23 protein-coding genes and 1 pseudogene are annotated in these 25,949 nt (G+C 66.4%); 11 read left to right on the forward strand and 13 right to left on the reverse strand.

Annotated features, from left to right (window positions below):
• Positions 1-68: 68 nt before the first annotated feature.
• On the forward strand, positions 69-2,654 hold the full coding sequence (gene cphA, locus I3K84_RS09730) for a cyanophycin synthetase (RefSeq protein ID WP_103738114.1): 2,586 nt from the start codon (positions 69-71) through the stop codon (positions 2,652-2,654).
• Positions 2,651-3,157 carry a CreA family protein gene (locus tag I3K84_RS09735; RefSeq protein WP_011804107.1) on the forward strand — a complete coding sequence of 169 codons (507 nt, stop codon included), beginning with the start codon at positions 2,651-2,653 and terminating at the stop codon, positions 3,155-3,157. Before cphA ends, I3K84_RS09735 begins: the two co-directional genes overlap by 4 nt.
• 68 nt (positions 3,158-3,225) lie before the next feature.
• On the opposite strand, the gene I3K84_RS09740 is transcribed toward I3K84_RS09735, so the two are convergent.
• Positions 3,226-3,888 carry a DsbA family oxidoreductase gene (locus tag I3K84_RS09740; protein WP_103738113.1) on the reverse strand — a complete coding sequence of 221 codons (663 nt, stop codon included), beginning with the start codon at positions 3,886-3,888 and terminating at the stop codon, positions 3,226-3,228.
• A 71-nt stretch (positions 3,889-3,959) separates the two neighbouring features.
• A complete protein-coding gene (locus tag I3K84_RS09745; RefSeq protein WP_196995996.1) occupies positions 3,960-5,534 on the reverse strand; it encodes an AMP-binding protein in 1,575 nt (524 codons plus the stop codon).
• A gap of 183 nt (positions 5,535-5,717) precedes the next feature.
• On the opposite strand from I3K84_RS09745, the gene alkB reads away from it, so the two are divergent.
• Entirely contained in the window at positions 5,718-6,380 is a 663-nt protein-coding gene (gene alkB / locus I3K84_RS09750; RefSeq protein WP_012655641.1) for a DNA oxidative demethylase AlkB, read from the forward strand.
• 159 nt (positions 6,381-6,539) lie between these two features.
• Positions 6,540-6,911: a response regulator gene (locus tag I3K84_RS09755; protein ID WP_012655640.1), complete on the forward strand. Its 372-nt coding sequence runs from the start codon at positions 6,540-6,542 to the stop codon at positions 6,909-6,911.
• A 52-nt stretch (positions 6,912-6,963) separates the two neighbouring features.
• Here the strand turns inward: I3K84_RS09755 and I3K84_RS09760 are convergent, their stop codons facing one another.
• From I3K84_RS09760 to I3K84_RS09775, 4 genes are read right to left on the reverse strand one after another with little or no spacing between them, the layout of a single operon-like run.
• The gene (locus I3K84_RS09760) at positions 6,964-8,112 is read right to left on the reverse strand and encodes a hybrid sensor histidine kinase/response regulator (protein WP_196995997.1); all 1,149 of its coding nucleotides are present in this window, start codon (positions 8,110-8,112) and stop codon (positions 6,964-6,966) included.
• Positions 8,109-8,708: a chemotaxis protein CheB gene (locus I3K84_RS09765; protein ID WP_012655638.1), complete on the reverse strand. Its 600-nt coding sequence runs from the start codon at positions 8,706-8,708 to the stop codon at positions 8,109-8,111. Before I3K84_RS09765 ends, I3K84_RS09760 begins: the two co-directional genes overlap by 4 nt.
• The gene (locus I3K84_RS09770) at positions 8,705-9,538 is read right to left on the reverse strand and encodes a protein-glutamate O-methyltransferase CheR (RefSeq protein WP_012655637.1); all 834 of its coding nucleotides are present in this window, start codon (positions 9,536-9,538) and stop codon (positions 8,705-8,707) included. The genes I3K84_RS09765 and I3K84_RS09770 overlap by 4 nt, the downstream gene beginning before the upstream one ends.
• 41 nt (positions 9,539-9,579) lie before the next feature.
• On the reverse strand, positions 9,580-12,993 hold the full coding sequence (locus I3K84_RS09775) for a response regulator (RefSeq protein WP_196996096.1): 3,414 nt from the start codon (positions 12,991-12,993) through the stop codon (positions 9,580-9,582).
• 504 nt (positions 12,994-13,497) lie between these two features.
• Between I3K84_RS09775 and infA the strand changes: the two genes are divergently transcribed.
• Positions 13,498-13,767: a translation initiation factor IF-1 gene (infA, locus tag I3K84_RS09780; RefSeq protein ID WP_011804098.1), complete on the forward strand. Its 270-nt coding sequence runs from the start codon at positions 13,498-13,500 to the stop codon at positions 13,765-13,767.
• On the opposite strand, the gene I3K84_RS09785 is transcribed toward infA, so the two are convergent.
• Complete coding sequence (locus tag I3K84_RS09785; protein WP_196995998.1) at positions 13,764-14,825, reverse strand: NAD(P)-dependent alcohol dehydrogenase; 1,062 nt, start codon at positions 14,823-14,825, stop codon at positions 13,764-13,766. The two genes, infA and I3K84_RS09785, sit on opposite strands and share 4 nt — an antisense overlap.
• A gap of 497 nt (positions 14,826-15,322) precedes the next feature.
• Between I3K84_RS09785 and I3K84_RS22255 the strand changes: the two are divergent.
• Positions 15,323-15,619, forward strand: a pseudogene (locus I3K84_RS22255) (DUF4256 domain-containing protein); the annotation flags it as partial.
• A gap of 60 nt (positions 15,620-15,679) precedes the next feature.
• On the opposite strand, the gene I3K84_RS09795 reads toward I3K84_RS22255, so the two are convergent.
• Positions 15,680-16,582, reverse strand: coding sequence for a LysR family transcriptional regulator (locus tag I3K84_RS09795; RefSeq protein WP_172206167.1), 903 nt, complete (start codon positions 16,580-16,582; stop codon positions 15,680-15,682).
• Between the two features lie 115 nt (positions 16,583-16,697).
• Between I3K84_RS09795 and I3K84_RS09800 the strand changes: the two genes are divergently transcribed.
• A complete protein-coding gene (locus I3K84_RS09800; RefSeq protein ID WP_196995999.1) occupies positions 16,698-17,333 on the forward strand; it encodes an NAD(P)-dependent oxidoreductase in 636 nt (211 codons plus the stop codon).
• A 157-nt stretch (positions 17,334-17,490) separates the two neighbouring features.
• On the opposite strand, the gene glmS is transcribed toward I3K84_RS09800, so the two are convergent.
• Positions 17,491-19,401 carry a glutamine--fructose-6-phosphate transaminase (isomerizing) gene (glmS, locus tag I3K84_RS09805; protein ID WP_135149103.1) on the reverse strand — a complete coding sequence of 637 codons (1,911 nt, stop codon included), beginning with the start codon at positions 19,399-19,401 and terminating at the stop codon, positions 17,491-17,493.
• A gap of 136 nt (positions 19,402-19,537) precedes the next feature.
• On the opposite strand from glmS, the gene I3K84_RS09810 reads away from it, so the two are divergent.
• The 3 genes from I3K84_RS09810 to I3K84_RS09820 all read left to right on the forward strand — a co-directional run bounded on the left by I3K84_RS09810 (position 19,538) and on the right by I3K84_RS09820 (position 21,473).
• On the forward strand, positions 19,538-20,029 hold the full coding sequence (locus I3K84_RS09810; RefSeq protein WP_196996000.1) for an Lrp/AsnC family transcriptional regulator: 492 nt from the start codon (positions 19,538-19,540) through the stop codon (positions 20,027-20,029).
• A gap of 125 nt (positions 20,030-20,154) precedes the next feature.
• Positions 20,155-21,150: a DnaJ C-terminal domain-containing protein gene (locus tag I3K84_RS09815; RefSeq protein ID WP_103738610.1), complete on the forward strand. Its 996-nt coding sequence runs from the start codon at positions 20,155-20,157 to the stop codon at positions 21,148-21,150.
• 2 nt (positions 21,151-21,152) lie between these two features.
• Positions 21,153-21,473 (forward strand): chaperone modulator CbpM, encoded by a 321-nt coding sequence (locus I3K84_RS09820; RefSeq protein WP_196996001.1) that lies wholly within the window; start codon positions 21,153-21,155, stop codon positions 21,471-21,473.
• Positions 21,474-21,551: 78 nt separating this feature from the next.
• Here the strand turns inward: I3K84_RS09820 and I3K84_RS09825 are convergent, their stop codons facing one another.
• Positions 21,552-22,238, reverse strand: a complete 687-nt coding sequence (locus I3K84_RS09825) for a response regulator (protein ID WP_196996002.1) — start codon at positions 22,236-22,238, stop codon at positions 21,552-21,554.
• A gap of 86 nt (positions 22,239-22,324) precedes the next feature.
• Positions 22,325-22,801, reverse strand: coding sequence for a pilin (locus I3K84_RS09830; RefSeq protein WP_304511183.1), 477 nt, complete (start codon positions 22,799-22,801; stop codon positions 22,325-22,327).
• Between the two features lie 232 nt (positions 22,802-23,033).
• Here I3K84_RS09830 and I3K84_RS09835 point away from each other — a divergent pair, with 232 nt between their 5' ends.
• Positions 23,034-23,501, forward strand: a complete 468-nt coding sequence (locus tag I3K84_RS09835) for a sel1 repeat family protein (protein WP_196996003.1) — start codon at positions 23,034-23,036, stop codon at positions 23,499-23,501.
• 108 nt (positions 23,502-23,609) lie between these two features.
• Here I3K84_RS09835 and I3K84_RS09840 read toward each other — a convergent pair whose 3' ends face one another.
• The gene (locus I3K84_RS09840; RefSeq protein ID WP_196996004.1) at positions 23,610-24,374 is read right to left on the reverse strand and encodes an ATP-binding protein; all 765 of its coding nucleotides are present in this window, start codon (positions 24,372-24,374) and stop codon (positions 23,610-23,612) included.
• A gap of 4 nt (positions 24,375-24,378) precedes the next feature.
• Positions 24,379-25,809 carry a bifunctional UDP-N-acetylglucosamine diphosphorylase/glucosamine-1-phosphate N-acetyltransferase GlmU gene (gene glmU, locus I3K84_RS09845; RefSeq protein WP_196996005.1) on the reverse strand — a complete coding sequence of 477 codons (1,431 nt, stop codon included), beginning with the start codon at positions 25,807-25,809 and terminating at the stop codon, positions 24,379-24,381.
• Positions 25,810-25,949: the final 140 nt, after the last annotated feature.

A 25,949-nucleotide genomic window follows, 5' to 3' on the forward strand; every position in this document is an offset into this window, starting at 1 on the left:
CTGCCACCGCTTATCCCACAAGCGCTACAGGCCAATTTGACTGAAAAATCGGGCTGAAAGAAAACACCATGCAGATCACCCGCATCCGCGCCCTGCGCGGCCCCAACCTCTGGAGCCGCAACACCGCCATCGAAGCCGTTGTGCACTGCGAGCCACAAGAGTGCGGCTACGCAGACATCGCGGGTTTTGAAGACCGCCTGCGCGCGCGCTTTCCCAAGATCGGCGCCCTGCAGCCCCATGGCGCCGAGCAGCGCTTGTCGCTGGCCCACGTGCTCGAAGTGGCCGCCCTGTCGCTGCAGGCCCAGGCCGGGTGCCCCGTGACCTTCAGCCGCACCCACGCCACGCTGGAAGAAGGCACCTACCAGGTGGTGGTGGAGTACACCGAGGAGGCCGTGGGTCGACTGGCCATGGAGCACGCCGGCGCCCTGCTGCAGTCCGCGCTGGCCGATACCCCCTTCGACGCCGACGCCGTGGTCGCCGAGCTGCGCGAGCTGGACGAGGACGAGCGCATCGGCCCGTCCACCGGCTCCATCGTCGACGCCGCCGTGGCGCGCGGCATCCCGTTCCGGCGCCTGACCAGCGGCTCGCTGGTACAGCTGGGCTGGGGCTCCAAGGCGCGCCGCATCCAGGCCGCCGAACTGGACACCACCAGCGCCGTGGCCGAATCCATCGCCCAGGACAAGGACCTGACCAAGCGCCTGCTGCACGCCGCCGGCGTGCCCGTGCCGCTGGGGCGCCCGGTGGTCGACGTGGAGGACGCCTGGGTGGTGGCCCAGGAAGTGGGCCTGCCCGTGGTCGTGAAGCCCCAGGACGGCAACCAGGGCAAGGGCGTGGTGGTCAACATCACCACCCGCGAAGGGCTGGAGGCCGCCTACAAGACCGCCCGCGAATTCGGCGACGAGATCATGGTCGAACGCTTCCTGCCCGGCCACGACTTCCGCCTGCTGGTGGTGGGCCACCAGCTCGTGGCCGCCGCGCGCCGCGAGCCGCCCCAGGTGCTGGGCGACGGCCAGCACACCATTCGCGAGCTGGTGGACATCGTCAACCAGGACCCGCGCCGCGGCTCGGGCCACGGCACGGCGCTGACCAAGGTGCGCCTGGACGACATCGCCATCGCGCGCATCGCCTCCGAGGGCCTCACGCCCGACTCCGTGCCCGTGCAGGGCCAGCGCGTGGTGCTGCGCAACAACGCCAACCTGTCCACCGGCGGCAGTGCCACCGATGTGACCGACGACGTGCACCCCGAGATCGCCGCGCGCGCCATCGAGGCCGCGCAGACCATCGGCCTGCACATCTGCGGCGTGGACGTGGTCTGCGAAACCATGCTCAAGCCCCTGGAAGAGCAGAACGGCGGCATCGTCGAGGTGAACGCCGCGCCGGGCCTGCGCATGCACCTGGCCCCGTCGTTCGGCAAGCCGCGCAACGTGGGCGTGCCGATGGTGGACGAGCTGTTCGCGCCCGGCCAGGACGGGCGCATCCCGCTGGTGGCCGTCACTGGGACCAATGGCAAGACCACCACCACGCGCCTGATCGGCCAGCTGTTCGCAGCGCACGGCCTGCGCGTGGGCATGACCAACACCGACGGCGTGTACGTGAACGGCCGCCAGATCGACAGCGGCGACTGCTCGGGCCCCAAGAGCGCGCGCAACGTGCTGTTCCACCCCGAGGTGGACGCGGCCGTGCTCGAATGCGCGCGCGGCGGCATCCTGCGCGAAGGCCTGGGCTTTGACCGCTGCCAGGTGGCCGTGGTCACCAACGTCGGCGCGGGCGACCACCTGGGGCTGAACTTCATCACCACCGTGGAAGACGTGGCCGTGCTCAAGCGCGTGATCGTGCAGAACGTGGCCGCCGATGGCTACGGCGTGCTCAACGCCGCCGACCCGCACGTGGCCGCCATGGCCAGCGTATGCCCGGGCAAGGTGATCTTCTTCGCCGCCGACCGCCACCACCCCGTCATGGCCACGCACCGCGCCCAGGGCAACCGAGTGGTCTACGTGGATGGGGACTCCATCGTGGCGGCCGAGGGCTCGTGGCGCGAGACCATCTCCTTGCGCGAGATCCCGATCACGCGCGGCGGCACCATCGGCTTCCAGGTCGAGAACGTCATGGCCGCGATCGGCGCGGCCTGGGGCGTGGGCCTGCCCTGGCAGACCATCCGCCGCGGCCTGGCCGGCTTCATGAACGACAGCGACAACGCGCCCGGCCGCTTCAACGTGATGGACTACCGCGGCGCCACCGTGATCGCCGACTATGGCCACAACCCTGACGCCATGCGCGCGCTGGTGCAGGCCGTGCAGGCCATGCCGGCCCAGCAGCGCAGCGTGGTGATCAGCGGTGCGGGCGACCGGCGCGACCAGGACATCGTCGAGCAGACCCAGATCCTGGGCCAGTCCTTTGACGACGTGGTGCTGTACCAGGACGCCTGCCAGCGCGGCCGTGCCGACGGCGAGGTGCTGGCGCTGCTGCGCCAGGGCCTGCAGGGCGCGCCGCGCACGCGCTACGTGACCGAGATCCACGGCGAGTTCCTCGCCATCGACCATGCGCTGGAGCGCCTGCAACCGGGCGACCTGTGCCTGGTGCTGGTGGACCAGGTGGAGGAAGCCCTGGCCCACCTGGCGCAGCGCTGCAGCGAAGCCTCGGCGGTTGCGCCATGAATGCGCGCGGCGGCCTGCGCGCGGGCATGGCAAGCCTGGCCCTGCTGGCATGCGCCCTGGGCTTGGCTGCCGGGCCGGCCGCGGCCCAGGCCGAGAAGATCGGCACCGTGGACACCGCCTTCCAGTGGATCGGCCGCGACCACGACATCATCGTGGAGGCCTATGACGACCCCGCCGTGCAGGGCGTGACCTGCTATGTGTCGCGTGCGCGCACCGGCGGCATCAAAGGCACGCTGGGCCTGGCCGAGGACCGCGCCGAGGCCTCCATCGCCTGCCGCCAGGTCGGGCCCATCACCTTCGTGCAGCCGCTCAAGGCGCAGCAGGAAGTGTTCAGCGAACGCATGTCCATCCTGTTCAAGCGCCTGCGCGTGGTGCGCATGGTGGACGCCAAGCGCAACACGCTGGTGTACCTGACCTACTCCGAGAAGCTCATCGACGGCTCGCCGCAAAACAGCGTGACGGCCGTGCCCGTGGACCGGGGCACGCCGATCCCGCTGCGCTGACAGGTTTCAAGCCAAAACAGGCTGCAGCGCTTGATGGGCAAGCGCTACCAGCTATCAATAAAAGAGCATCAAGCCTGCTGTGCGATCTGCCGCAGCGCCTGCTCGAACACCTCGACCGGCTGGCCGCCCTGGATCAAATGGCGGTCGTTGATGATCACCGCCGGCACCGAATGGATGCCGTGACCCTGGTAGAAGGCCTCGCGCTCGCGCACCGCCTCGGCATATTCCTGGGACGCCAGCACGGCGCGGGCGCGCGCCTCGTCCAGCCCCAGCTGCGCCACCAGCCGCAACAGCACGCCGTGGTCGCCAGGGTTCTCGCCCTGCGTGAAATACGCGGTGAACAGCGCATGCTTGAGCGCGCCCTGCTGCTCCGGCGTGCCCTCTTCCTCCAGCCAGTGCAGCAGGCGGTGCGCGTCGAAAGTGTTGTAGATGCGGCCGCGCCGGTCCATGTTGAAGGTAAAGCCCAACTGCGCGCCGCGCGCGGCGATGGCCTCGCGGTTTTGCTGTGATTGCTCCGGCGTGGCGCCGTACTTTTGCTGCAGGTGTTCGCCGATGTCCTGGCCCTCGGGGCCCATCTGCGGGTTCAGCTCGAAGGGCTGAAAGTGCAGATCCAGCGCCACCTCGCCGTCGAGCCGCTTCGCGGCCTGCTCCAGCGCGTGCAGGCCGATGGCGCACCAGGGGCAGGACACGTCGGAGACGAAGTCGATCTTGAGGGAGACGGGTTGGTTCATGGCAAGGGCTCCAGCCGGGGCAAAGCGCCCATGGTAGGGGCGGCGCAATGTCCGCGCCGGCCCCGGGTTTGTTACGCCCCGCGCCCCGCCCCTTCGGCCTGCAGCCATGCGCGCAATTCGGTCTTGAGTACCTTGCCATAGCTGTTCTTGGGCAGGGCCGGCACCCAGCGGTAGGCCTTGGGGCGCTTGAAGCGCGCGATGTGGTCCAGGCACAAAGCGTCAAGTTCCGCGTCAAGTTCCGCGTCGAGCTTCGCATGCAGCGCGGCATCGTCCACGGCGCCGCCCTCGCCCGCCACCAGGAAGGCCACCACCACCTCGCCCCAGTCGGCGTCGTGCTGGCCCACCACGGCCACCTCGCTCACGCGCGGGTGCAGCAGCAGCACCTCCTCCACCTCGCGCGGGTAGATGTTGGAGCCGCCCGAGATGATCACGTCCTTGCTGCGGTCGCGCAGGGTCAGGAACCCGTGCGCGTCCAGGCTGCCGACATCGCCCGTGTGCAACCAGCCGCCGCGCAGCGTCTGCGCCGTCGCCTCGGGATTGCGCCAGTAGCCGGCCATCACGGTGTCGCCGCGCACCACCACTTCGCCCAGTTCGCCCGTGGGCACGGGTCGGTCCTCGTCATCCACCACCCGCACCTGTACGCACGCATGCGCCACGCCGACCGAGGCGATGCGCTCGGCCCAGCGCGGGTGCGCCGTGTCGGCCAGGTGCTCGCGCGCCAGCGCGGTGATAGTCATGGGGCTTTCGCCCTGGCCATAGATCTGCACGAACTTCTGGCCCATGGTGTCGATGGCGCGGCGCAGGTCGTCCACATACATGGGACCGCCGCCGTAAACGATGGTCTTGAAGCCGTCCACATTGGCGCCCGTGCGGCGCACGTGCTCCACCAGCCGGTGCACCATGGTTGGCGCGGCAAACAGCGACAGGCGGCCCACGTCCGCGGCTAATTGCACCAGCTCGGCCGGGTCGAACCCACCGGACGCGGGCACCACGTGGCGCGCGCCGCGCAGCATGTGGGCGTAGTTGTACAAGCCCGCGCCATGCGACATGGGCGCGGCATAGACCATGGCGTCGCCGGGCTGCACGTCGTCCACGTCGGTGAAGTAGGCCATGGTCATGGCCAGCAGGTTGCGGTGCGTCTGCATCACCCCCTTGGGCCGCCCGGTGGTGCCCGAGGTGTAGAACAGCGAGGCCACGTCGTCGGGAGCGCGCTCCTGCAGCGCCAGCGGCGCGCCCTGCGCCGCCTGCTCCCAGGCGGATGCCCCCAACACCTGCACCGCCGCGGCGTCGGCGCCCGCAGCCAGCGCCGCATCGTGCAGCGCCGCAGACACGCACACCACGCGCGCGCCGCTGTCGGCAAGCACGTAAGCCAGCTCGCGCGCATGCAGCTTGTAGTTGACGGGCACCGAGATGGCGCCGCACCAGTGGATGGCGTGCAGCGCCTCCAGGTACTGCGGACCATTGGCCGAGAAGATGGCCACGCATTCGCCCGGCTGCACGCCGCAATGCGCGCGCAGGTGTGCGGCCAGCGCGGCCACGCGCGCGGCAAGGGTACGGTAGTCGTGCAGCAGGCATGTGCCGGCCAGCAGCGCGGGCCGCTCGCCATGCACCAGCGCGCTGCGCTGCAACAGGTGGGCAATGTTCATGGGGTTGTCGCGTTGTCTCCTGGTGCGACTATAGGCAAGCGCCGGCAGCGCGCACAGTCGCAGAAATACACAAGGGAAATCCCTGGCGGGGGATGAGCACCGACCAAACGATTGCTCCTTTATCAGTAGCACATTGCGCTGGATGGTTAAGCGCTGGGGGACCTTTTGGCTCACACTACGGGCATGCCATCTGCGCCCTCCGACGACCTGTTTGCCGACGACCCCGCGGAGCCATCCACGCTGGCGCTGGGCATGCAGGCCGTGCTGCTGCGCGGCTTCGCGCTGGCACAGGCACCCCAGTTGCTGGAAGAAGTGCGACAGGTGGTGCGCCAAGCGCCGTGGCGCCACATGCAGACCCCTGGAGGCAAGGCGATGTCGGTAGCCACCACAGGCTGCGGGCCGTTGTCGTGGGTGAGTGACCGGCGCGGTTACCGCTACGCTGCGCTGGACCCGCTGACCGGCAAGCCCTGGCCCGCCCTGCCCGCGGACTTCGCGCAGCTGGCACATGCCGCAGCGCAGGAGGCCGGCTTTGCCGCTTTCGTGCCCGACGCCTGCCTGATCAACCGCTACGCCCCCGGCACGCGCCTGTCGCTGCACCAGGACCGCGACGAGCAGGACCTGGCAGCGCCCATCGTGTCCATCTCGCTGGGTCTGCCCGCCACCTTCTTGTGGGGTGGCGCCACACGTGGCGAGCGCGCCTTGCGCGTGCCGCTGCGCCATGGCGACACGGTGGTCTGGGGCGGGGTGGACCGACTGCGCTTTCACGGCGTGCTGCCGGTGGCGCCGGGCCAGCACCCGGCAACGGGCGAATGCCGCATCAACCTCACGCTGCGCAAGGCCACCTGATGCTACATGTTTGATAGCTGCTTGCGCTTACTGGGCGGATCTTGTAGCCATTTTTAACGATAATTTCGCAGAACGGCACATTGTCTTACACCGGCGTAAGACGTTCCCCGCACAATGCCCCTTTGCCCTGCGGCAGAGCCCGCATCCCAAGGACCTCACTTGCGCATCCTCTACGTCGAAGACAACTGCGAACTGCGAGACACCATCGGCCTGCTGATGGAGGGAGAAGGCCGCACCGTCGTCACCTGCGCCACGGCCGAGGAGGCCTTGCAGCGCGATGCGGCCCAGCCGCACGACGTGGTGGTTTCCGACGTGAGCCTGCCCGGCATGAGCGGGCTGGATCTGTGCCGCCACCTGCTGGCAAGCAACCCCCAGCGCTGGGTGGTGCTGTGCTCGGGCTATCCGCTGGAGCACGGGGTGGGCACGCTGGGCCCGCATGTGCGGTCGCTGCTCAAGCCGTTCGAGCTGGAAGAGCTGGAGGAGTTGCTGGACGTGATCGCCAGCCACCTGCAAAGCGCCAGCCCCGCTTGAGGCGGCACGCGCCGGGCCGCTGAAGGCCCGGCATCCCCCCGCCCCCGTCCTGTCAAGCCGCCACCGCGCGCCGCGGCAGCGTCACCGTGAAGCAGGTGCGCCCCGCCTGCGAGGCGGCGTCGATCGTCCCGCCATGGGCCTGCACGATCTGGTGCACGATAAACAACCCCAGCCCCAACCCCTGGTGTTGACCGGCCCGGTTGCGCCGGCCGGTGAATGGCGCGAAAAGCCGGGGCAGCAGTTCGGCGTCAATCCCGCCGCCATTGCTCACGCGCAGCACCACGGTATCGGCGGCGGCGCCGTCCAGTGACAACTCCACCGGCTGGTCGGGAGTGCCGTGGTGCATGGCGTTGCCCAGCAGGTTCGCCAGCATCTGGCCCAGGCGCTCTTCGTCCCACTCGCCGCGCAGATCCCCTTGCTGCTCAAGCCGCAGGTGGCGCTCGGGGTGGCCGGCACGGACTTCCTGCACCACGCGCTGCGCCTGCGGCCCCAGGTCCATGGGTGCAGGCTCGATGGCCAGCCCGCCATGCTGGCGGGCGCGCGTCACATCCAACAGGTCCTCGATCATGCGGCCCATGCGCCGCCCGGCCTGCTGCACGTTGCACGCCAGAGCCTGCACCTTGGCGGGCTCGGGAGCGCGCTGCAGCGCACTGGCCACGGCCATGATGGCGCTGAGCGGGCTGCGCAGATCGTGGCTGAGCACGGCCATGAACATCTCGTTGATGTACAACGCCTCGGTGCGCTCCTGCAGCTCGCGTGCCAGCGCATGCCGCTGGCGCTGCAGGTCGAAGAACACCCGGGCCTTGTTGACCAGCATGTGGGGGTCGACGGGTTTGTAGAGGAAGTCCACCGCACCTTTTTCGTAGCCGCGGAACTGCCAGCCCTGGTCCCGCGAGCCGGCGGTGATGAAGATGAGCGGAATGTGCCGCGTGCGCTCGCTGCCGCGGATCAACTCCGCCAGTTCGAAACCGTTCATCTCGGGCATTTGCACGTCCAGCAGCGCCAGCGCCACGTCGTTGTGGGCCAGCAGCAGTTCCAGTGCCTGGGCGCCGGAGCCGGCCATGAGGATCTCGACGTCCTCATCCTTCAAGAGCGCCTGCAATGCGACGAGGTTTTCAGGAACGTCATCCACGATGAGGCATTTCACGCACGCGCCGGTTCGATGACTCGCGGCCTGTGCAGCCGGTGGGGCAAAAATCACGAAAGTCCCTCCTTATGCAAGGTGGTCAACAGCGCGGCGATGCGTGCCGGGGGAAGCACCTGATCGGGTTGGATCAGGGCCAGCGCCGCCTGCGGCATGGCCATGGACGAAGCGCTGTCGGGCGACTGCACCACCGTGGCGCCGCCAGCGGCCTGCACTGCGCGCAAGCCACGCGCTCCGTCACTGTTCGCGCCCGACAGGAGCACGGCCATGAGCCGCGGCCCGTATTCATCAGCGGCGGATTCGAACAACACGTCGATCGACGGGCGCGAGAAATTCAGCGGTGCATCCACGGACAGGGACAGCCTCGGCCCCGAGTCCACCAGCAAATGATAGTCAGGCGGCGCGAAATACACCGTGCCCGGCTCCACGGGCTCCTTGTCCTGGGCCTCGCGCACCGGCAGGGCGCAGCGCTGGCGGAAGATGTTGCACAGCAGGCTGGGCCGCTCGCGCGGCAGGTGCAGCACGACCAGCAGGGCCGCATGGAAACCCGCAGGCAGCGCGGGAAGCACCACACCCAGCGCTTCGATGCTGCCGGCCGACCCGCCAATGGCGATGGCGTCCAGGCGCGCGCGTGGCAAAGCCGCCTGCCTCATGCGTCACCTCTCTTCTGAAAGATGCGCTCGGGCGCCACGAAGTCTTCGAATGCCGGCGCGTGCGAGGAAAAGCGCAGGGATTCCTTGGCCCCCAGGCCCAGGAATCCACGCCGGCACAGCGCCTCGCGGAACAGGCCCAGGGCGCGGTCCTGCAGCGTACGGTCGAAGTAGATCAGCACGTTGCGGCAGGAGATGAGGTGCACCTCGGCAAATACACTGTCGGTCGCCAGACTGTGGTCGGAGAAAACGATATGCCGGCGCAGGCTCTTGTCGAACACCACGCGGCCGTAGGCGGCGCTGTAGTGGTCGGACAGCGAGGAACGCCCGCCCGAGCGCGCATGGTTTTCGGTGAAGCCGGGCACGCGCTCAATGTCGTACACGCCCGCCTCGGCACGCTGCAGTGCCGTGCTGTTGATGTCGGTGGCGTAAATCAACGAGCGTTCCAGCAACCCCTCCTCACGCAGCAGGATGGCGAGCGAATACGCCTCCTCTCCCGTGCTGCAGCCTGCGACCCAGATCTTGAGCGAGGGGTAGGTGCGCAACAGCGGCACCACCTTTTCGCGCAGCGCGCGAAAGTACTCCGGGTCGCGAAACACATCGCTGACCTGCACGGTGAGGTAGTCCAGCAGCGCAGGAAACACCCCGCGCTCGTGCAGCAGCCGATGCTGCAGTTGGGACAGCGTCTCGCAATCGAACCGCGTGAGCGCGGCCTGGAGCCGGCGCTTGAGCGACGACTGCGCATACCCGCGGAAGTCGTAGTGGTAGCGCAGGTAAATGGCCTCGATCAGCAGCTGCTGCTCGATCTCTGCGGTCTTGCGTTGGTGCGGCAAGTGTTGGCTCCGATATCGTGGGTCCTCGCGCTGGCGCACGCTCACTTGGGCATCCACACCCTCACCAGCGACAGGAGTTTCTCCACGTCCAGCGGCTTGGCGATGTAATCGTTGGCGCCGGCGGCCAGGCATTTCTCCTGATCGTCCTTCATGGCCTTGGCGGTCAGGGCGATGATCGGCAGACGACGCCACTCGGGGCGCCGGCGGATTTCCGCCATGGCGGCGAAGCCGTCCATCTCGGGCATCATGATGTCCATCAGCACCAGGTCCACAGTGCTCTCGCCGGCGGCGTTGGAGCGCTCCAGCACCTCCAGGGCCTCGCGTCCGTTGCGCGCGATCTCCACGCGCGCCCCCGTGGGCTCCAGCACGCTGGACAGCGCGAACACGTTGCGCACGTCGTCCTCCACCACCAAAATGGTGCGCCCCTCGAAAGTGGACTCACGGTCGCGCGCCAGCTGCAGCATGCGGCGCCGGTCGTCCGGCAAGGTGGACTCCACCTGGTGCAGGAACAGCGTGACCTCGTCCAGCAGGCGCTCGGGCGAGCGCGCGTCCTTGATGATGATGGACTTGGAGAAGCGTCGCAGTTGCTGTTCCTCGTCGCGCGACAAGTTGTGCCCGGTATAGACGATGACGGGCGGAAAGGACACCTCTTCCTGCTCGGCCATCTGCTGCAGCAGCTCGTACCCGTTCAGGTCGGGCAGGTGCAGGTCCATCACCACGCAGTCGAACGTGCTGCCCTTGAGCAGGTCCAATGCCTGCCGCGCGGTGGCGGCGCCCACGATCTCCACGCCGTCGGTTGCCAGCAGATGGTGCACGCTCTCACGCTGGCGCGCGTCGTCCTCCACCACCAGCACGCGACGCATGCTCTGGGTGAACTTGGCCTGCATGTGGCGCAGCGCCTGCTCCAGTTCCTCGCGCTTGACGGGCTTGAGCGCATAGCCGATGGCGCCGCGCTCCATGGCCTCCTGCATGTAGTCGGCCACCGAGACCACGTGCACGGGAATATGGCGCGTGGCCGGGTTGCGCTTGAGCTGGTCCAACACGCCCAGGCCGGAGAAATCCGGCAGGTTCATGTCCAGCACCACCGCGCTGGGGCCGTATTCCTGCGCAGCCGCCAGGCCGTCGCTGCCCGTCGAGGCGATGACGCACTGAAAACCCATCTCATGCGCGAGGTCGCAAAGGATGCGCGCAAACCGCGGGTCGTCCTCGATGACCAGGATGGTGTAACGCCCCTGTTCCAACTGCTCCCGGTCATCCGGCACGACGTGCACGGGGGCGCATGGTTTTGCCGCCGGGGCCTCTGGCTGGCTCGCATGCGGTGGTTCGGCAGCGCGTGTGGCAAGCGCCGGCGCCACTGGCAGCTTTGCAGGACGCTCGCCCGGATCGCCGACAAGGGGCGCCGTGACGGGCAGGGTCAGCGTGAAGACGCTGCCTTCGCCCGGCGCACTCTGCACCGCGATGCTGCCGCCGAGCAACTGCGCCAGATCCCGGGAGATCGACAGGCCCAAGCCCGTGCCGCCGTATTTGCGATGGGTACTGCCATCGGCCTGGTGGAAGGCATCGAAGATGCGCTCTTGCTGGTCGGGTGCGATGCCGATGCCCGTATCCCGCACGGCAAAGCACAGCGTGTCGTTGTCTCCTGCGAAGACACGCATGGTCACTTCGCCGCGCGCGGTGAACTTGAGCGCATTGGAAAGCAGGTTTTTGAGAATCTGCGCCAGGCGCTGCGCGTCGGAGGTTATGAATGCCGGCACGCCCGGCTCCACCACCGCGTTGAATTGCAGGCCTTTGTCCTGCGCCTGGGCCCGCAGCGGCTCCATCACGCCCGCCACCACTTTGGCCACCGTCACCGGGCCAATCTCGACAGAGGTCTGCCCCGCCTCGATCTTTGACAGATCGAGGATGTCGTTGATGAGGTTCAGCAGATCGGTGCCAGCGTTGTGGATGGTCTGCGCATAGCGGACCTGTTCCGCCGTCAGGTTCTGCTGCTTGTTGTCGGCCAGCAGCTTGGCCAGGATCAGGCTGGAATTCAGCGGTGTGCGCAATTCATGGCTCATGTTGGCCAGAAACTCACTCTTGTACTGACTGGCCTGCGCCAAATCGCGCGCCTTGGCCTCCAGGGCGTCCTGTGCAGTCAGCAGGCGCTGCTTTTGGTACTGCAGCTGCTCGGTCTGCGCTTCCAGCTGGGCGTTGCTGTGCTCCAACTCCGCCTGCTGCGCCTGCATCAGGTTTTGGGACTCCTGCAGCATGCGGCTTTGCTGCTCCAGTTCCTCATTGTTGACGCGCAGCTCTTCCTGCTGCGCCTGCAACTCCTCCGCCTGGCGCTGCGTCTCGTCCAGCAGACTCTCCAGGCGCGAGCGATCCAATGCGCCCCGAACAGCCTGGGCCAACTGCTCCCCGGCGCGCACAAGGAAGTCAACTTCGTGCGGAGCAACCGCGCGGAACCACCCCATTTCGACGACCGCGAGCGCTACGCCATTGAGCACGATGGGCATCATCACCAATTCGGCGGGCGTGGCCTGGCCCGTGCCGGAGGTCACGGGCAGATACCCGCTGGGCACGTGGCGCACATGCTGAAGAGTGCGGCTCTGCAACGCCTGGCCCAGCAGGCCCTCTCCCGCCCGCACGGCCCCAGGGCCGGTGTCGGGCGCCAGCGCATAGCCGCCCATGCGCTCGAAGATGCCGTGGCCTTGCGTCACGTAGATGGCCCCTACCCTGGCATCCAACTCCGTCGCCAGATAGCCGATGACAGCACCCGCCATGTCATGGATGCGCTGCTCACCTTGCAGCCGCGTGCCCAGCCCTACAAGGTTGCCTTTGATCCAGTTCTCGACCTCGCGGCTACGGTACTCGGCCATGGTCATCACCGCAGACGCACAGGTCAGCAGCAACAGCACGGCGGCACTGCCCCACGTCAGGTAGGCCGAGATGGCAAACGCTCCTTCCCACACCTCCCGCTGGGCCTGCAGTTGCTGCTGTTCGGTGTTGAGCATCTCGCGCACCAGCGTGCGGGTGGTTTCCATGGTGGCTTGACCGTCGCCGCGCATGGCCTCCAGGGCCTCTTCGCGCCGGCCCTCGCGCTGTAGCGCAACGATGTGCGCAAGTTCGGTCATGCGCTTCGTGGCCAACCCCTGCAATTGGTCGAAGCGCTGCTGCTCCAAGAGACTCCCGCGCGTCATCCCGCGCAGCTTTTCCAGGGCCACCGGCACGGCGGCCTGGGCTACGGTGAACAAGCCCAGCGTCTGCTCCTGCCCTGACAGCAGGTAGCCCCGTTTGGCGGATTCAGCGTCCTTCAAATGCGACCAGACCATCTGGATCTGCGTGATCCGTTCGACCGTCGCGTTGAGATTGTCCACGGCTTTCGCGCGCTCGTCGTTGGACCGGTAGGTGACCACGGCGATCAACAGGGCGGCAAATGCCGCCAAAGCAAATCCCACCATCAGGCGGACGGGCATGCCCCCTCGGATGGCCGCACGGGGCCGAGCATCGGAACTGGAGACAGTCATGTGTGACGTGGAGTAAACATTGCCGCGCGATGACAGGAGCAACGGGTCCCTTGCTCCTGTAGGGCAACGTCTTCACCGCAGCGTATCCCTCTGGCGATCTTATGTCGCACCTGCCAGCAGGGCCAATCCACCACTGGTCAGCAAGGTTTATGTAATTGTCCTAAACTCCCATCCTTTCCCGCGTTACGCGCGCCCGGGGGAGCAGATCCCCGCAGCGGCAAGCGCCGGCTTCCCACCCCTTCCCTCGGTGATCCGCCGCACTGTGCGTTCTACAGCGCGCTTACGGCCCTTCATTTCACTGCCGCAGGTGGCAACGCGCCAGCGCAGCAAAAGACGGGCAATACCTCGTCTATCGCGCCGGACGGCCGGCGCGTTCCGCAGCCTGTGCTCTCACAGGCCCCCAGGCAAGGGCATGCCCATGCTGGCTCTTGCCGTTGATCTCAAAGGAGTTCCGTGTCCAATAAAGAGCAGTTGATTGAAATGCAAGGCAAGGTAGACGAAGTGCTGCCGGATTCCCGTTTTCGCGTGGTCCTCGAGAACGGACACACCCTCATCGCCTATTCGGGCGGAAAGATGCGCAAGCACCGCATTCGAGTGCTTGCGGGCGACACCGTGTCTCTGGAGATGTCCCCCTACGACCTCACCAAGGGCCGTATCACCTTCCGCCACCTGGAGCCGCGTGCCGGCGGCGCACCGCGCCGCCCCTCGCCCCATCGCCGCTAGGCCCCGGCTGATTCGGCCAGCGTGGCAATATCGATGACGAAGCGGTATTGCACGTCGCCCTTCAACATGCGTTCATAGGCGGTATTGATCTCATCGGCGCGGATCAACTCGATATCCGCCACGATGCCATGCTCCGCGCAGAAATCGAGCATCTCCTGGGTCTCGGGAATGCCGCCGATCAAGGAGCCAGCCAGCGTGCGCCGCTTCATGATGAGGTTGAACACGTTGGGCGACGGATGGGGCGACGCTGGCGCACCCACCAGCGTCATCGCACCGTCGCGCCGCAGCAGGCGCAGGAAGGCATCCAGGTCGTGCGGCGCCGCCACCGTGTTGAGGATGAAGTCGAGACTGTTGGCATGCGCGGCCATCTCCTGCGGATGACGGGAAACCACCACCTCGTGCGCACCTAACGAGAGCGCCGCAGCGCGCTTGGATTCAGAGGTGGTGAATGCCACCACATGCGCCCCCATTGCGTGCGCCAGCTTGATGCCCAGGTGGCCCAGCCCGCCGATGCCGACCACACCCACGCGATGCCCCGGACCCACCTTCCAATGGCGCAATGGCGAGTAGGTGGTAATGCCCGCGCACAGCAGCGGAGCAACCGCGGCCAACTGCCCTTGCGGATGGCGCACCCGCAGCACATAGCGCTCATGTACGACGATCTGTTGCGAGTATCCGCCCAGCGTGTGGCCGGGCGCGTCCTCGGTCGGGCCGTTGTAGGTGCCGACCATGTGGCCGCAATAGTTCTCCAGCCCTTCGTCGCAATCCTGGCAATGCCGGCAGCTGTCGACAATGCAGCCCACGCCGACCAGGTCGCCCGCCTGGAACGCCGACACCTGCGCGCCCACGGCCACTACGCGCCCGACGATTTCATGCCCCGGCACGCACGGATACAGCGTGCCCGCCCATTCCGAACGCACCTGGTGCAGGTCGGAATGGCACACACCGCAATAGGCAATGCCAATCTGCACGTCGTGCGCGCCCGGCGCGCGCCGTGCGATCTCCAGGGGCTGCAATGGACGGTCGCTCGCGTGGGCGCCGTAGGCTTTGACGGTCATGGGGTTCTCCTGTGAATGGCTCACGCCCCTGTTGTACAGGTTCGGTCCGATGCGTTTCGGAACAGAATCCTATCGGTACTTCCGGCCTGAGGCAGGGCCTGCCTTCCTTCGGGCGTCGCTGGAAGGCAGGGCGTTGCTGGAGTAGAACCGCGTCAACGGCCCCTCAGCCTGGCCATGCCCCCAGACCAAGGAGTTGACATGAAGGACACGATGACACCCCCACACCGTGCGGTGGTGAAACGGCTGCTTGCCCACCTCCGCACCGGCCCGGTGGCGTGAAACCGTGACGTCTATGCCAGCCTACTCGGGGTCGGCATCCCACAGCGCTCGCGTCCATATAGGTCGCCGCTGGACATGCCATGCGTCGTCGTTTGGGCCCGCTGACGATGCAACAAGCCACCACCCAGGCGCTGAAGGCGCCGTTGCCAGGAGCAGACATGAAAACAGCACAACGTGATGTCCTTGGCCAGACGCTGAAAAAGCGGTTCGAGAGCCACATGCACCGGCACCCCACCGTCGCCTGGGCCGATGTCCATGCACGCTTGAATGCCAACAAACTGGAGGCGCTGCAGGACATGGAGGCAACGGGCGGCGAGCCCGACATCGTCGGCAGTGCCACCGCGGACGGAACCTACCTTTTCTGCGATTGCACGGCGGAGAGCCCGAGCGGGCGCAGGAGCCTGTGCTACGACGCACAGGCCCTGCATGCCCGCAAGCTGCACAAGCCGCAGAACAGCGCCATCGAAGCGGCCGCGGCCATGGGCGTCACCCTGCTGACAGAGGCGCAGTACCGCGCACTACAGGAGGTAGAGGATTTCGACCAGAAGACTTCGAGTTGGATTTGGACCCCTGCATCAAGCCCTCCGGAGCATTTCGCCCTTCAAAAGCTCGACGAAGGCGCGCGCCGCAGGTGCAATGGCTGTGCCGGGCGGATACACGGCATAGACGCCTCCTTTGCGCAATGTCCATTCCGGGAGCAGCCGAACCAGCGTTCCACTGCGGATGTCACTCTCCAAGTGAAGCAAACTGCCAACCGAAACGCCTGCGCCATTGAGCAGCAAGGCGCGCAAGGCGACAGCGGAATCGGTGCGCAGCTTGGGCGCCATGCGCACCGTGATGTCCTTTGTCCCGTTGGTGAATGACCATGTGAGGGGCGCCGGCAGCAAGGTCAGCGCGATCCACCGGTGATGCGCCAGGTCCTCGGGAGCCTCCGGACGCGGACAGCGGGCCAGATACTCGGGTGACGCCAGGGCCGCCTGCCCAAATTCCCCCAGTTTCGCAACCCGCGCGCTTGAATTGCGCAACCACCCCACACGGATGCTCACGTCGATGCCCTCGCCAACGAGGTCTTGCACCTTGTCACTGACCACAAGTTCCAAACTGACCTCGGGATGGCGGACAGCGAACTCCGCCACCACCGGCGACATGACCTGAACGGCATATTCAACAGGCGCACTGACACGCAAGCGGCCACGCAGACCCGATCCACGCGATCCGGCGTGTTGCAGCACTTGCTCAAGCCCCTGCATGAGAGGCGCGCTTTCTTCGAACAACCGTTGCCCGGCATCGGTGAGCGTAACCGTGCGCGTCGTACGGTGGAACAGGGCCGCGCCAAGCACGTTCTCCAGACGGCGAATCTGAAGACTCACCTGCGGACGCGCAATGTGCAGACGTTCGGCGGCGGCCGTGAAGCTGCGCGCATCGGCGACGGCCAGGAAAGCGCGCAACAGGTTGAGATCGCCCACGGGGGATGGCATGATTGGTTCGAATTAGATACCAGTATTGTTCTTTTTGTCCTCTTTTTCTGACGATGCGGCAAGAGGATCATTGACCCCGCACCCCGAATCCGCGGGTCAAAGAAAGGAGCATTCCATGCGTATCGCACTGATCGGCGCCACTGGCTTTATCGGCTCCGCCATCCGCCAAGAGGCGCTCTCGCGCGGTCATCACGTGACCGCCATCGTGTCCAACCCCGCAAGACTCCCCGCCGCGCAGGGCCTTGAGGTTCAGGGCGCAGATGCCCTGGACTCTCAGCAATTGCGAGCGGTTCTCCGTGGGCACGACGTGGTGATCAGCGCATTCAGTGGCCATGCCAACTCCGACGTATATGGCTATTACCTCAAAGGAATGCACTCCATCATCGATGCAGCGCGTGCCACGGGCGTCCGCCTGCTGGTCGTCGGCGGGGAGGGCAGTCTGGAGGTCGAGCCCGGCGTGCAATTGCTCGACACACCGTCGTTCCCTGAACAATGGAAAGCGACGGCCGAGGGTGCCCGAGCAGCCCTGAAACTGCTGCGCGAAACACCCGATGTGGATTGGACGGTGCTGAGCCCCCCGCCCATGATCCACCCGGGAACCCGCACCGGACAGTACCGGACCGCGAACGATGCCGTGATCATGGGCGATAGCGGGCCCAGCGACATCTCGCTGGAGGACTATGCGGTCGCCATGGTGGATGAAGCAGAGTCCGCGAAACACCGCGGCCGGCGCTTCACTGTGGCGCACTGAGAACGAACCGAAAGCCCCGTGCCGGTTCGCGCCCGACCCGGGGCGATCCCCTGCCCCGACTTTCGCTGTACCAATGAATCACCGATGCCGGCGATAGGCATCGTTGGAATACCGCAACCGGGCGGCGGCAACCACCATGCCGCCGGTGTGCTTGGCCTTACTCCACCGTGACGCTCTTGGCCAGGTTACGGGGCTTGTCTACATCCGTTCCGCGCGCGCAGGCCGTGTGGTAGGCCAGCAGTTGCAGCGGCACCACGTGCAGCAGCGGCGACAGGGCGCCGTAGTGCTCTGGCATGCGGATGACGTGCAGACCTTCGCTGCTGTCGATATGGGTATCGGCATCAGCCAACACGTAGAGCACGCCGCCACGGGCGCGCACTTCTTCCATGTTGCTCTTGAGCTTCTCCAGCAGCGCATCGTTGGGCGCCACGGTCACCACCGGCATGCTGCTGGTGACGAGAGCCAGCGGGCCGTGCTTGAGTTCACCCGCGGGGTACGCCTCGGCGTGGATGTAGCTGATCTCCTTGAGCTTGAGGGCACCCTCCAGTGCAATGGGGTAGTGCAGTCCGCGGCCCAGGAACAGGGCGTTCTCCTTCTTCGCGAAGTCCTCGGACCAGCTGATGATCTGCGGCTCCAGCGCCAGCACGGCCTGCAGTGCGGCGGGCAGGTGGCGCATGGCTTTCAGGTAGTTGCCCTCGGCCTCCTCGGTCAGGCGCCCGCGCGACTGCGCCAGCGCCAGGGTCAACAGGAACAGTCCCGCCAGCTGCGCGGTGAAGGCTTTGGTCGACGCCACGCCAATCTCCACGCCGGCGCGGGTGACGTAGGCCAGCTCGCACTCGCGCACCATGGCGCTGGTGGCCACGTTGCAGATGGTGAGCGTGTGGCGCATGCCCAGGCTCTGCGCATGGCGCAGTGCGGCCAGGGTGTCGGCGGTTTCGCCGGATTGGCTGATGGTCACCACCAGCGTGCGCGGGTTGGGCACGCTGGTGCGGTAGCGGTATTCGCTGGCCACTTCCACCTGGGTGGGAATGCCCGCGATGCCCTCCAGCCAGTACTTGGCGGTGCAGCCGCTGTAGTAGCTGGTCCCGCAGGCGAGGATGAGCACGGAGTCGATCTCCTTGAACACACGCCAGGCTGCCGCGCCCTGCTGTCCGGGCTGGCCCACGCCGTCGAACAGCTCGGGCACGATGCCCTGCAGGCCGTGCAACGTGTCGGCAATGGCGCGCGGCTGTTCAAAGATTTCCTTTTGCATGTAGTGGCGATAGGGCCCCAGCTCCACCGCACCACTGTGTGCGTGCACGGTGCGCACGGGGCGGCTGCCGGCGTCCAGCGGCTGGCCATCGGCCGTGGTGATCCAGTAACGGCCCAATTGCAGGTCCACCAGGTCGCCCTCTTCCAGGTACACGATCTGGTCGGTCACACCGGCCAGGGCCATGGCATCGCTGGCCAGGAAGTGCTCACCCTCACCGACACCCAGCACCAGGGGCGAGCCCGCGCGCGCACCCACCACGCGGTGCGGCTCGTCCTTGTGGATCACGGCAATGGCGAACGCGCCGTGCAGCCGCGCAGTCGCGGCGCGCACGGCCTGGAACAGGTCGCCGTCGTACAGGCTGTCCACCAGATGCGCGATGACCTCGGTATCGGTCTGGCTGGAGAACACGTAGCCGCGCGCCTGCAACTCGGCGCGCAACTCCTCGTGGTTCTCGATGATGCCGTTGTGCACCAAGGCCACGCGGCCGGGGCGCTCTGCCTGCGCCGGCGCGGCACCGGGTCCGTGGCTGAAGTGGGGATGGGCGTTGTGCACGACGGGGGCGCCGTGCGTGGCCCAGCGGGTGTGGGCGATGCCCGTGGCGCCTTGGAGGTGTTCATGGTTCACCTGCGCCAGCAGTTCGGCCACGCGGGCAGTGCTGCGCGCACGGTGCAGGCCACCCGCGGGCATTTCGCCCAGGCTCGCCTCGTGCACGGCGACGCCGCAGGAGTCATAGCCGCGGTACTCCAGCCGCTGCAGGCCTTGCACCAGGATGGGAACGATATTGCGGGTGGATACCGCGCCGACGATGCCGCACATAAATACTGCTCCGATGAAAGAATGGGCGAGATGCTAGGCGGCCTCTCAAGAAATTTTTGATCTGATTTTCATTACATATGAACAAAAATTTCTTCCGCCATAATCTAAGAAATATTTCTTCATAAAACACACTTTAATGGAATCTGATTCCTCGCTGGATGCCGTGGATTTGCAATTGCTGGACCTGCTGCAGCGCGACGCCTCCCTCAGCAACCAAGCTATGGCAGAACAAGTGCATGTCTCCCCACCCACCTGCCTGCGCCGCGTGCGGCGGCTGCACACCCTGGGCCTGATCGAGCGGCAGGTGGCGCTGTTGCAGCCCGACCGCCTGGCCGCGCTGCAGGGCCACGGGCTGGCTGCGATCGTCGAGGTTGCACTGGACCGCCAGGGTGCCGAGCACCTGGACGCGTTCGAGGCCCGCGCCGTCGCCGAAGACGAGGTCCAGCAATGCTGGCGCGTCTCGCCGGGGCCGGACTTCGTGCTCATCGTGCACACGCGCGACATGCCGGGCTACCTGGCCCTGTCGCAGCGGCTGTTCACGCAGGACGCCAATGTGCGCAACGTGAAGGCGTTCTTCTCGGTCCACCGTGCAAAGTTTGAAACAAAAGTACCTCTAGCGCTTATATAGCAAGCGTCAACAGCTATTTAATTTATAGCAATCCTGCACGACCTCTTGACCTTCCGGGACATCGACTCCACTCTGTGAACCTCAAGGCCGCGCCCACTGCGGGCCGGCCATGCATGGAGGGACGCATGGAGTTCAAGGACTACTACCAGATCCTCGGCGTGGCACGCGACGCCACTGCCGCCGACATCAAGAAGGCCTACCGCAAGCTCGCGCGCCGGTACCACCCCGACGTGAGCAAGGAGGCCGATGCCGCGGCCCGCATGGCCGAGGTGAATGAGGCCAATACCGTGTTATCGGACCCGGAGAAGCGCGCCGCCTACGACGCGCTGGGCCGCGAGGCACCGCACCGCGCGGGGCAGGACTTCCGCCCGCCGCCGAACTGGGACGCAGGGTTCGAGTTCACCGGCACGCCCGGCGCCGAGGGCATGGACGCGGCGCAGTTCAGCGACTTTTTCGAGCAGCTCTTCGGCCGCGCCGCCCGCGCCCAGCGCAGCCGGCACGCGGGCCCGTCGGCCCATGATGGAAGCGGCAGAACCTCACCACAGCGCGGGCGCGACCACCACGCCAGCATCGAGCTGGACCTGCGCGATGCCTACCTGGGCGCCGAGCGCACGCTGACGCTGCGCGGCGCGCGGGTGGACGACAGCGGCCACCTGGTCAATGAAGAACGCCAGTTGCAGGTGAACATCCCCAAGGGGGTGCGGGAGGGCCAACTCATCCGCCTGGGCGGCCAGGGCGGCCCGGGCCTGGGCGGCGCGCCCGCGGGCGACCTGTTCCTGGAGGTGCATTTCAAGCCCGACGCACGCTGGCGCGCCGAAGACCGCGACGTGTACCAGTCCGTCACCCTCGCGCCCTGGGAGGCCGAACTGGGCGGCCCCGTCGAGGTGCAGACACCCGGCGGCGCCACCGTGGAAGTGACCGTGCCGCCGCGCTGGAAACCCGGCCGCAAGCTGCGCCTGAAGGAGCGCGGCATTCCCGCCGCCACGCCCGGCGACCTGTACCTGGAACTGCACGTGGCCCTGCCCCCCGCCACCAACGAGGCCCAGCAGCAGGCCTACCGCGCGTTCGCGCAGGCCTTCCCGCAATTCCAGCCCCGCAAGCCCTCTACGCAAGGAGCCTGAGCATGCCCACGCCCCCATTTGTTGATCATGCCCTGGCCGAGCTGCTCGACGAACAGGCCCGCCTCACGCTGGACGACCTTGCGCGCTCGTGCTGCATGGCGCCCGGCTGGGTGATCGAACGGCTGGAGGCCGGCCTGCTGCACGGCGAACAGGCGGGCGGCCACTGGCAATTCACCAGCGCCACCGTGGTACGCGCGCGCCGCCTGGCGCGGCTGGAATCGACCTTCGACGCCGACCCCGAGCTGGCCGCGCTCACGGCCGACCTGATCGAAGAGGTGACGGCGCTGCGCCAGCGCCTGCGGCAATTGGAAGGGCGGCTGTAGCCCCTTCAAACAGCACCGGGTGGCATGAATGCCCCGGTGCTGCAGACAGGAGGATTGCTGGCAATGCGGTAGCCCACCCTATGAGGCATTCAGCGCACTGAACACCAGCCGGAAAAGCTCGGTACCTTGATTGGTGGAACCGAAGGCACCCTTCTCCTTTGCCATTTGTTCGTTTTTAGGCAGGTTTCCGCCTGCTGAATAAAAGATGAGCGGCAACTTGATGCTCGCATTGCGCATCTGCTCCAGCAGTTCATACCCCGCCCGCGGTTCGTCGTGGCGCCCCATATCGCTAATGACCAAGTCGAATCTTTCATGCGTCAGACGCTCTATGGCTTGTTCGGTGGTTTCAGCCAGACGGATCGTCATACCCAGGGCCTGCAAGGACTGTTGCAACTGCTGGTTGTTCTTCGGGCGATCGTCCACCCACAGGATCTTGGTCTTGCTGGCGCGCTTGACTGCCCGGGTGGTAAGCATCTCGGTGACAACCTCCACGGCCTCCTGTGCCGCCTTGCTCGGCGGCAAATGCCCCTGCGCATCGGGTGCAGCAGCATTGGCCGCGAGTCCTGCTGCAGTCTGAAGTTGCGCTCTGTTGAACGATGCCTCCATGCCCGCGCCTTTGAGGGTGAGCCCCCCAATATCTTTGATAAACGTCTTTATAGATTCGCCAAAGTACCATACCACCCATAGCAATACCAGCGGCCATGCGATAGCGCCCAACAAATCGGCGACTGAATGAATAGTCTTTGAAATTTCTTCCAACGGCATGTGTCAGAGCATCATTGGAATCAATTAGAGCCAAACAACAACGGGGGCATAAATTCCCCCGCGTTACTAGAAATTCAAGATGAAAATCAAAGATCAGTCAGACACGTCTTGGGACGAATTGTTGCAGCAATATCCGTCTTGCAGGTCCATTCAGACTTGTTTGTGTCATAGACCAGTGTCCATTCAAACTTTTTACCAGACAATTTCGCATTTACACCCGAAGTTGCGAACGTCGAAGTAACAGTGCAACCGCCAGTATCAGCAGCAGTACCTGCCGTAGTAACAGAAGCGACATATTTACCCTTAATCGTGTCAGCCTTCCCAATACTTCCTACGGCAGCCGAGGCATTGGCTGGGCATACTTTATCTTGAGGAAAGCTGAGTTCAATATCCTTTTTCACTCCATCAGCAAGAGTAACGGCCTCAGAAGCCTGGGCTTTAGCCGTGTAATCTTGATAGGCAGGCAACGCCACAGCCGCCAAAATACCAATGATCGCCACGACGATCATCAGTTCGATCAGGGTAAAACCGGCCTGGGCGCGGCGCATGGCAGTGGATTTCATGAAATTCCTCCAGTTGGGTAATGGGCCGGCAATTACCGGTCGCATTACACTCAGCAACAGTCATGCCAACTGGTTTCCATTGGTTTCCACGTGTTTCAGGCCGGTTTGATACCCGAACCATCATCCCAATGGTTTTTGACACGGCTTTTGCCGTGTCATGGCATGCCGCCACGCATGCCAAATCAGGTTTGCCGGTGCGAAATAGAATGACCGGCCATAGGAGAAGAAAGACATGGACACCATCAGCCTGGACGCGTCGGTCGCGATTACCGGCATCAGCCGCAGCACGCTATGGCGCCGCGTGACGGACGGCACGATCGGCCGGGGCGGCAAGGACGGGCGCAGTCGCGCCATGCTGGCGCTGGGCGACGTGCTAGGCCTGGTGAGCGTGCCCCTGGGTGCCGATGACATTGCCGTGCTGCTGCGCGCCGACGCGGGCGATGCCGATGCGCAGGCCGACATGGGCGCGCTGTTCTACGTGGCGGGCGCGCACAAGGCGGCGCTGTACTGGCTGGGCGAAGCCGCCGCGCAAGGCAATGCCGAGGCCATGCAGTGGCTGGGGACGGCCTACGCCGCGCGGGGGGGCAACATTATACACAAAGATGCCAACCTTGCAATCATGTGGCTTGCCAAGGCTGCCGCGCTGGGGCATCCCATCGCGCAGTACCAGATGGAGCGGCTGCGCGATGGGCGCGAATGAGGCCCAGCGGCTGCAATGACAAAAACAGCCTCTTTCCCTTTACAGTAAAGCGCTGGAAGCTATCAAATAGAGAGCTTTCGCCCGGCTTTTCCGAAGCCGGCGCCGCTTTCAGGCGCCCGGCCAGTCGAGCCGGATGCTGCAGCCCGCGCCGGGCGCGGCCGCCGCGGTGATCGTGGCGCCATGGCGCTGCGCTATCGCCGCGCACAGCGCCAGGCCGGCGCCCACGCCCTCGAAGTCGGCCTCGCGGTGCATGCGCTGGAACACGCCGAACAGCTGCTGCGCGCGCGCGCCGTCGAAGCCCGCGCCGTTGTCCTGCACGGTGATGCGCACACCGCCCTGCGCCGCAGGCTCAGCCTGCACCTGCACGCGGGGCTGCGCCACGCCGCGCGAGAACTTCACCGCATTGCCCAGCAGTTGCACCAGCAACTGGGCCAGCAGCTCGGCATCGGCCTGCACGACGGGCAGATCCGGCGCAATGTTCCATGCCGCGCCTTCGGCCGCCGCACCCAAAGCCTGCCGAGCCTCCTGCACAGCCGCGGTCAGCGCAACGGCCCGGGGCCGCAGCGCAGCGCTGCGTGCGCGGGCGATGGCCTGCAGCCCGTCGATCATCTGCGCCATGCGGCGCGCGGACTGCTCCATCGTGGCCAGGAAACCCAGCGCCTCGTCCACCTGCGGCGGCTGCTCCTGCAGTACCTCGCGCACCAGCGCGCCATAGGAGGTGACGTGGCGCAGCGGCGCGCGCAGGTCGTGCGACACACCCCGTAGAAAGTCCTCCTGCGCCGCCGCCATATCGCTGATCTGCTGGCGCGCCTGGGCCAGTTCGCTGCGCAGCTGCGCCAGCGTGTCCGCCGGTGGAATGCCCTCGCCGGTCATGGCCTCAACCCTTGGCCTGTTTGGCGGGGCGCTTCCAGTTCGCGATGCTCACCTGCCGGCCACGCGCCACGCTCAACACACCCGGTGGCGTGTCCTTGGTGATGGTGGAGCCGCCACCCACCGTGCCACCCGCCCCAATGGTGACGGGCGCCACCAGCACGCAGTTGCTGCCGATGTGCACGTCGGCCTCGATCACCGTGCGGTGCTTGTTGGCACCGTCGTAATTGGCGGTGATGCTGCCGGCGCCGTAGTTCACGCGCTCGCCCACGCTGGCGTCGCCCAGGTAGGCCAGGTGGTTGGCCTTGGCGCCGTCGGCCAGCGTGCTGTTCTTCACCTCCACGAAGTTGCCAATGTGCACCTCGCGCCCCAGTTGCGCGCCGGGGCGCAGGCGCGCGAAGGGACCAATCAGTGCGCCTTCGCCCACATGGGCGCCGGCCTTCTCGCCATCGATGTGGGTAAAGGGGTGGACCACAGCGCCCGCGGCGATGGTGGCGTTGCTGATGTGGCAGTAGGCGCCGATGCGCGCGCCCTCGCCCAGTTCCACGCGGCCGGTGAAGATGCAGCCCACGTCGATCTCCACATCCTGCGCACAGAGGATTTCGCCGCGCGCGCCGCTGCGCGCATCGTCGCGCAGGTCAAAGCGCGCGGGGTCGGCCAGGCGAACGCCCTGCTCCATGAGTGCCGCGGCCTGGGCGCGCTGGTGCGCGCGCTCCAGCTCGGCCAGTTGCGCGGGGCTGTTCACGCCCGCCACCTGCAGCGCATCGCCAATGCAGTGGGCCGCCACGGGCACGCCGTCCGCCACGGCCATGGACACGATGTCGGTCAGGTAGTACTCGCCCTGCGCGTTGTCGTTGGTCAGACGCGCCAGCCAGCCCGCCAGGCGCTGCGCGGGCACGGCCATGATGCCGCTGTAGACCTCGTCGATGGCGCGCTCGGCATCGTTCGCGTCCTTGTGCTCCACGATGCGCTGCACCGTTCCGCCCTCGCCGCGCACGATGCGGCCGTACCCTGTGGGATCGGGCAGGCGCACGGTGAGCAGCGCTAGGCGCTCGCCCGCCCCGGCCTCGACCAGCGCGCGCAGCGTCGCGGCCTGGGTCAACGGCACGTCGCCCGACAGCACCACCACCGTGCCATCGCCCGCCAGCGCGGGCGTGGCCTGCTGCACCGCGTGGCCCGTGCCCAACTGCGGCTCCTGGCGCACGAATTTCAAGTCAAAAGTGCCTCCAGCGCCCGCCAATCCTGCGCAAGCAGCTTCTACTTCTGTAGCGCCATGGCCCGTTACCACCACCACGCGGCGCGCCTGCAGGCTGGCGGCCTGGCCCAGCACATGGTGCAGCAGGGGCCGGCCGGCCAGGCGCTGCAAGACCTTGGGAATGCGGCTTTTCATGCGCGTGCCCTTGCCCGCGGCCATGATGATGATGTCCAGTGCTGTCATGAAGGTGTGGAGAGTGGAAGGTCGTCGTGTCCTGCCAGCCCAGGCCGGCAGCCCGCCGCCATTATCCCGCCGCCCATGCGCTGCCCCTCTGCGGCGCGGCTGCACCACCGCCCCTGATTGCTCCTAAAAAAATAGCTGCT

This window comes from Diaphorobacter sp. JS3051 (assembly GCF_015832135.1).
GTDB classification, from domain to species: domain Bacteria; phylum Pseudomonadota; class Gammaproteobacteria; order Burkholderiales; family Burkholderiaceae_C; genus Diaphorobacter; species Diaphorobacter nitroreducens.

What these genes read in the sequence shown, in the direction of transcription:
- cphA (WP_103738114.1), top strand. Translation starts at nt 69, where the DNA reads ATGCAGATCACCCGCATCCGCGCCCTGCGCGGCCCCAACCTCTGGAGC.
- I3K84_RS09735 (WP_011804107.1), top strand. Translation starts at nt 2,651, where the DNA reads ATGAATGCGCGCGGCGGCCTGCGCGCGGGCATGGCAAGCCTGGCCCTG.
- I3K84_RS09740 (WP_103738113.1), bottom strand. Translation starts at nt 3,888, where the DNA reads ATGAACCAACCCGTCTCCCTCAAGATCGACTTCGTCTCCGACGTGTCC.
- I3K84_RS09745 (WP_196995996.1), bottom strand. Translation starts at nt 5,534, where the DNA reads ATGAACATTGCCCACCTGTTGCAGCGCAGCGCGCTGGTGCATGGCGAG.
- alkB (WP_012655641.1), top strand. Translation starts at nt 5,718, where the DNA reads ATGCCATCTGCGCCCTCCGACGACCTGTTTGCCGACGACCCCGCGGAG.
- I3K84_RS09765 (WP_012655638.1), bottom strand. Translation starts at nt 8,708, where the DNA reads ATGAGGCAGGCGGCTTTGCCACGCGCGCGCCTGGACGCCATCGCCATT.
- I3K84_RS09775 (WP_196996096.1), bottom strand. Translation starts at nt 12,993, where the DNA reads ATGCCCGTCCGCCTGATGGTGGGATTTGCTTTGGCGGCATTTGCCGCC.
- I3K84_RS09785 (WP_196995998.1), bottom strand. Translation starts at nt 14,825, where the DNA reads ATGACCGTCAAAGCCTACGGCGCCCACGCGAGCGACCGTCCATTGCAG.
- I3K84_RS09795 (WP_172206167.1), bottom strand. Translation starts at nt 16,582, where the DNA reads ATGCCATCCCCCGTGGGCGATCTCAACCTGTTGCGCGCTTTCCTGGCC.
- I3K84_RS09800 (WP_196995999.1), top strand. Translation starts at nt 16,698, where the DNA reads ATGCGTATCGCACTGATCGGCGCCACTGGCTTTATCGGCTCCGCCATC.
- glmS (WP_135149103.1), bottom strand. Translation starts at nt 19,401, where the DNA reads ATGTGCGGCATCGTCGGCGCGGTATCCACCCGCAATATCGTTCCCATC.
- I3K84_RS09810 (WP_196996000.1), top strand. Translation starts at nt 19,538, where the DNA reads ATGGAATCTGATTCCTCGCTGGATGCCGTGGATTTGCAATTGCTGGAC.
- I3K84_RS09815 (WP_103738610.1), top strand. Translation starts at nt 20,155, where the DNA reads ATGGAGTTCAAGGACTACTACCAGATCCTCGGCGTGGCACGCGACGCC.
- I3K84_RS09820 (WP_196996001.1), top strand. Translation starts at nt 21,153, where the DNA reads ATGCCCACGCCCCCATTTGTTGATCATGCCCTGGCCGAGCTGCTCGAC.
- I3K84_RS09825 (WP_196996002.1), bottom strand. Translation starts at nt 22,238, where the DNA reads ATGCCGTTGGAAGAAATTTCAAAGACTATTCATTCAGTCGCCGATTTG.
- I3K84_RS09830 (WP_304511183.1), bottom strand. Translation starts at nt 22,801, where the DNA reads ATGAAATCCACTGCCATGCGCCGCGCCCAGGCCGGTTTTACCCTGATC.
- I3K84_RS09835 (WP_196996003.1), top strand. Translation starts at nt 23,034, where the DNA reads ATGGACACCATCAGCCTGGACGCGTCGGTCGCGATTACCGGCATCAGC.
- I3K84_RS09840 (WP_196996004.1), bottom strand. Translation starts at nt 24,374, where the DNA reads ATGACCGGCGAGGGCATTCCACCGGCGGACACGCTGGCGCAGCTGCGC.
- glmU (WP_196996005.1), bottom strand. Translation starts at nt 25,809, where the DNA reads ATGACAGCACTGGACATCATCATCATGGCCGCGGGCAAGGGCACGCGC.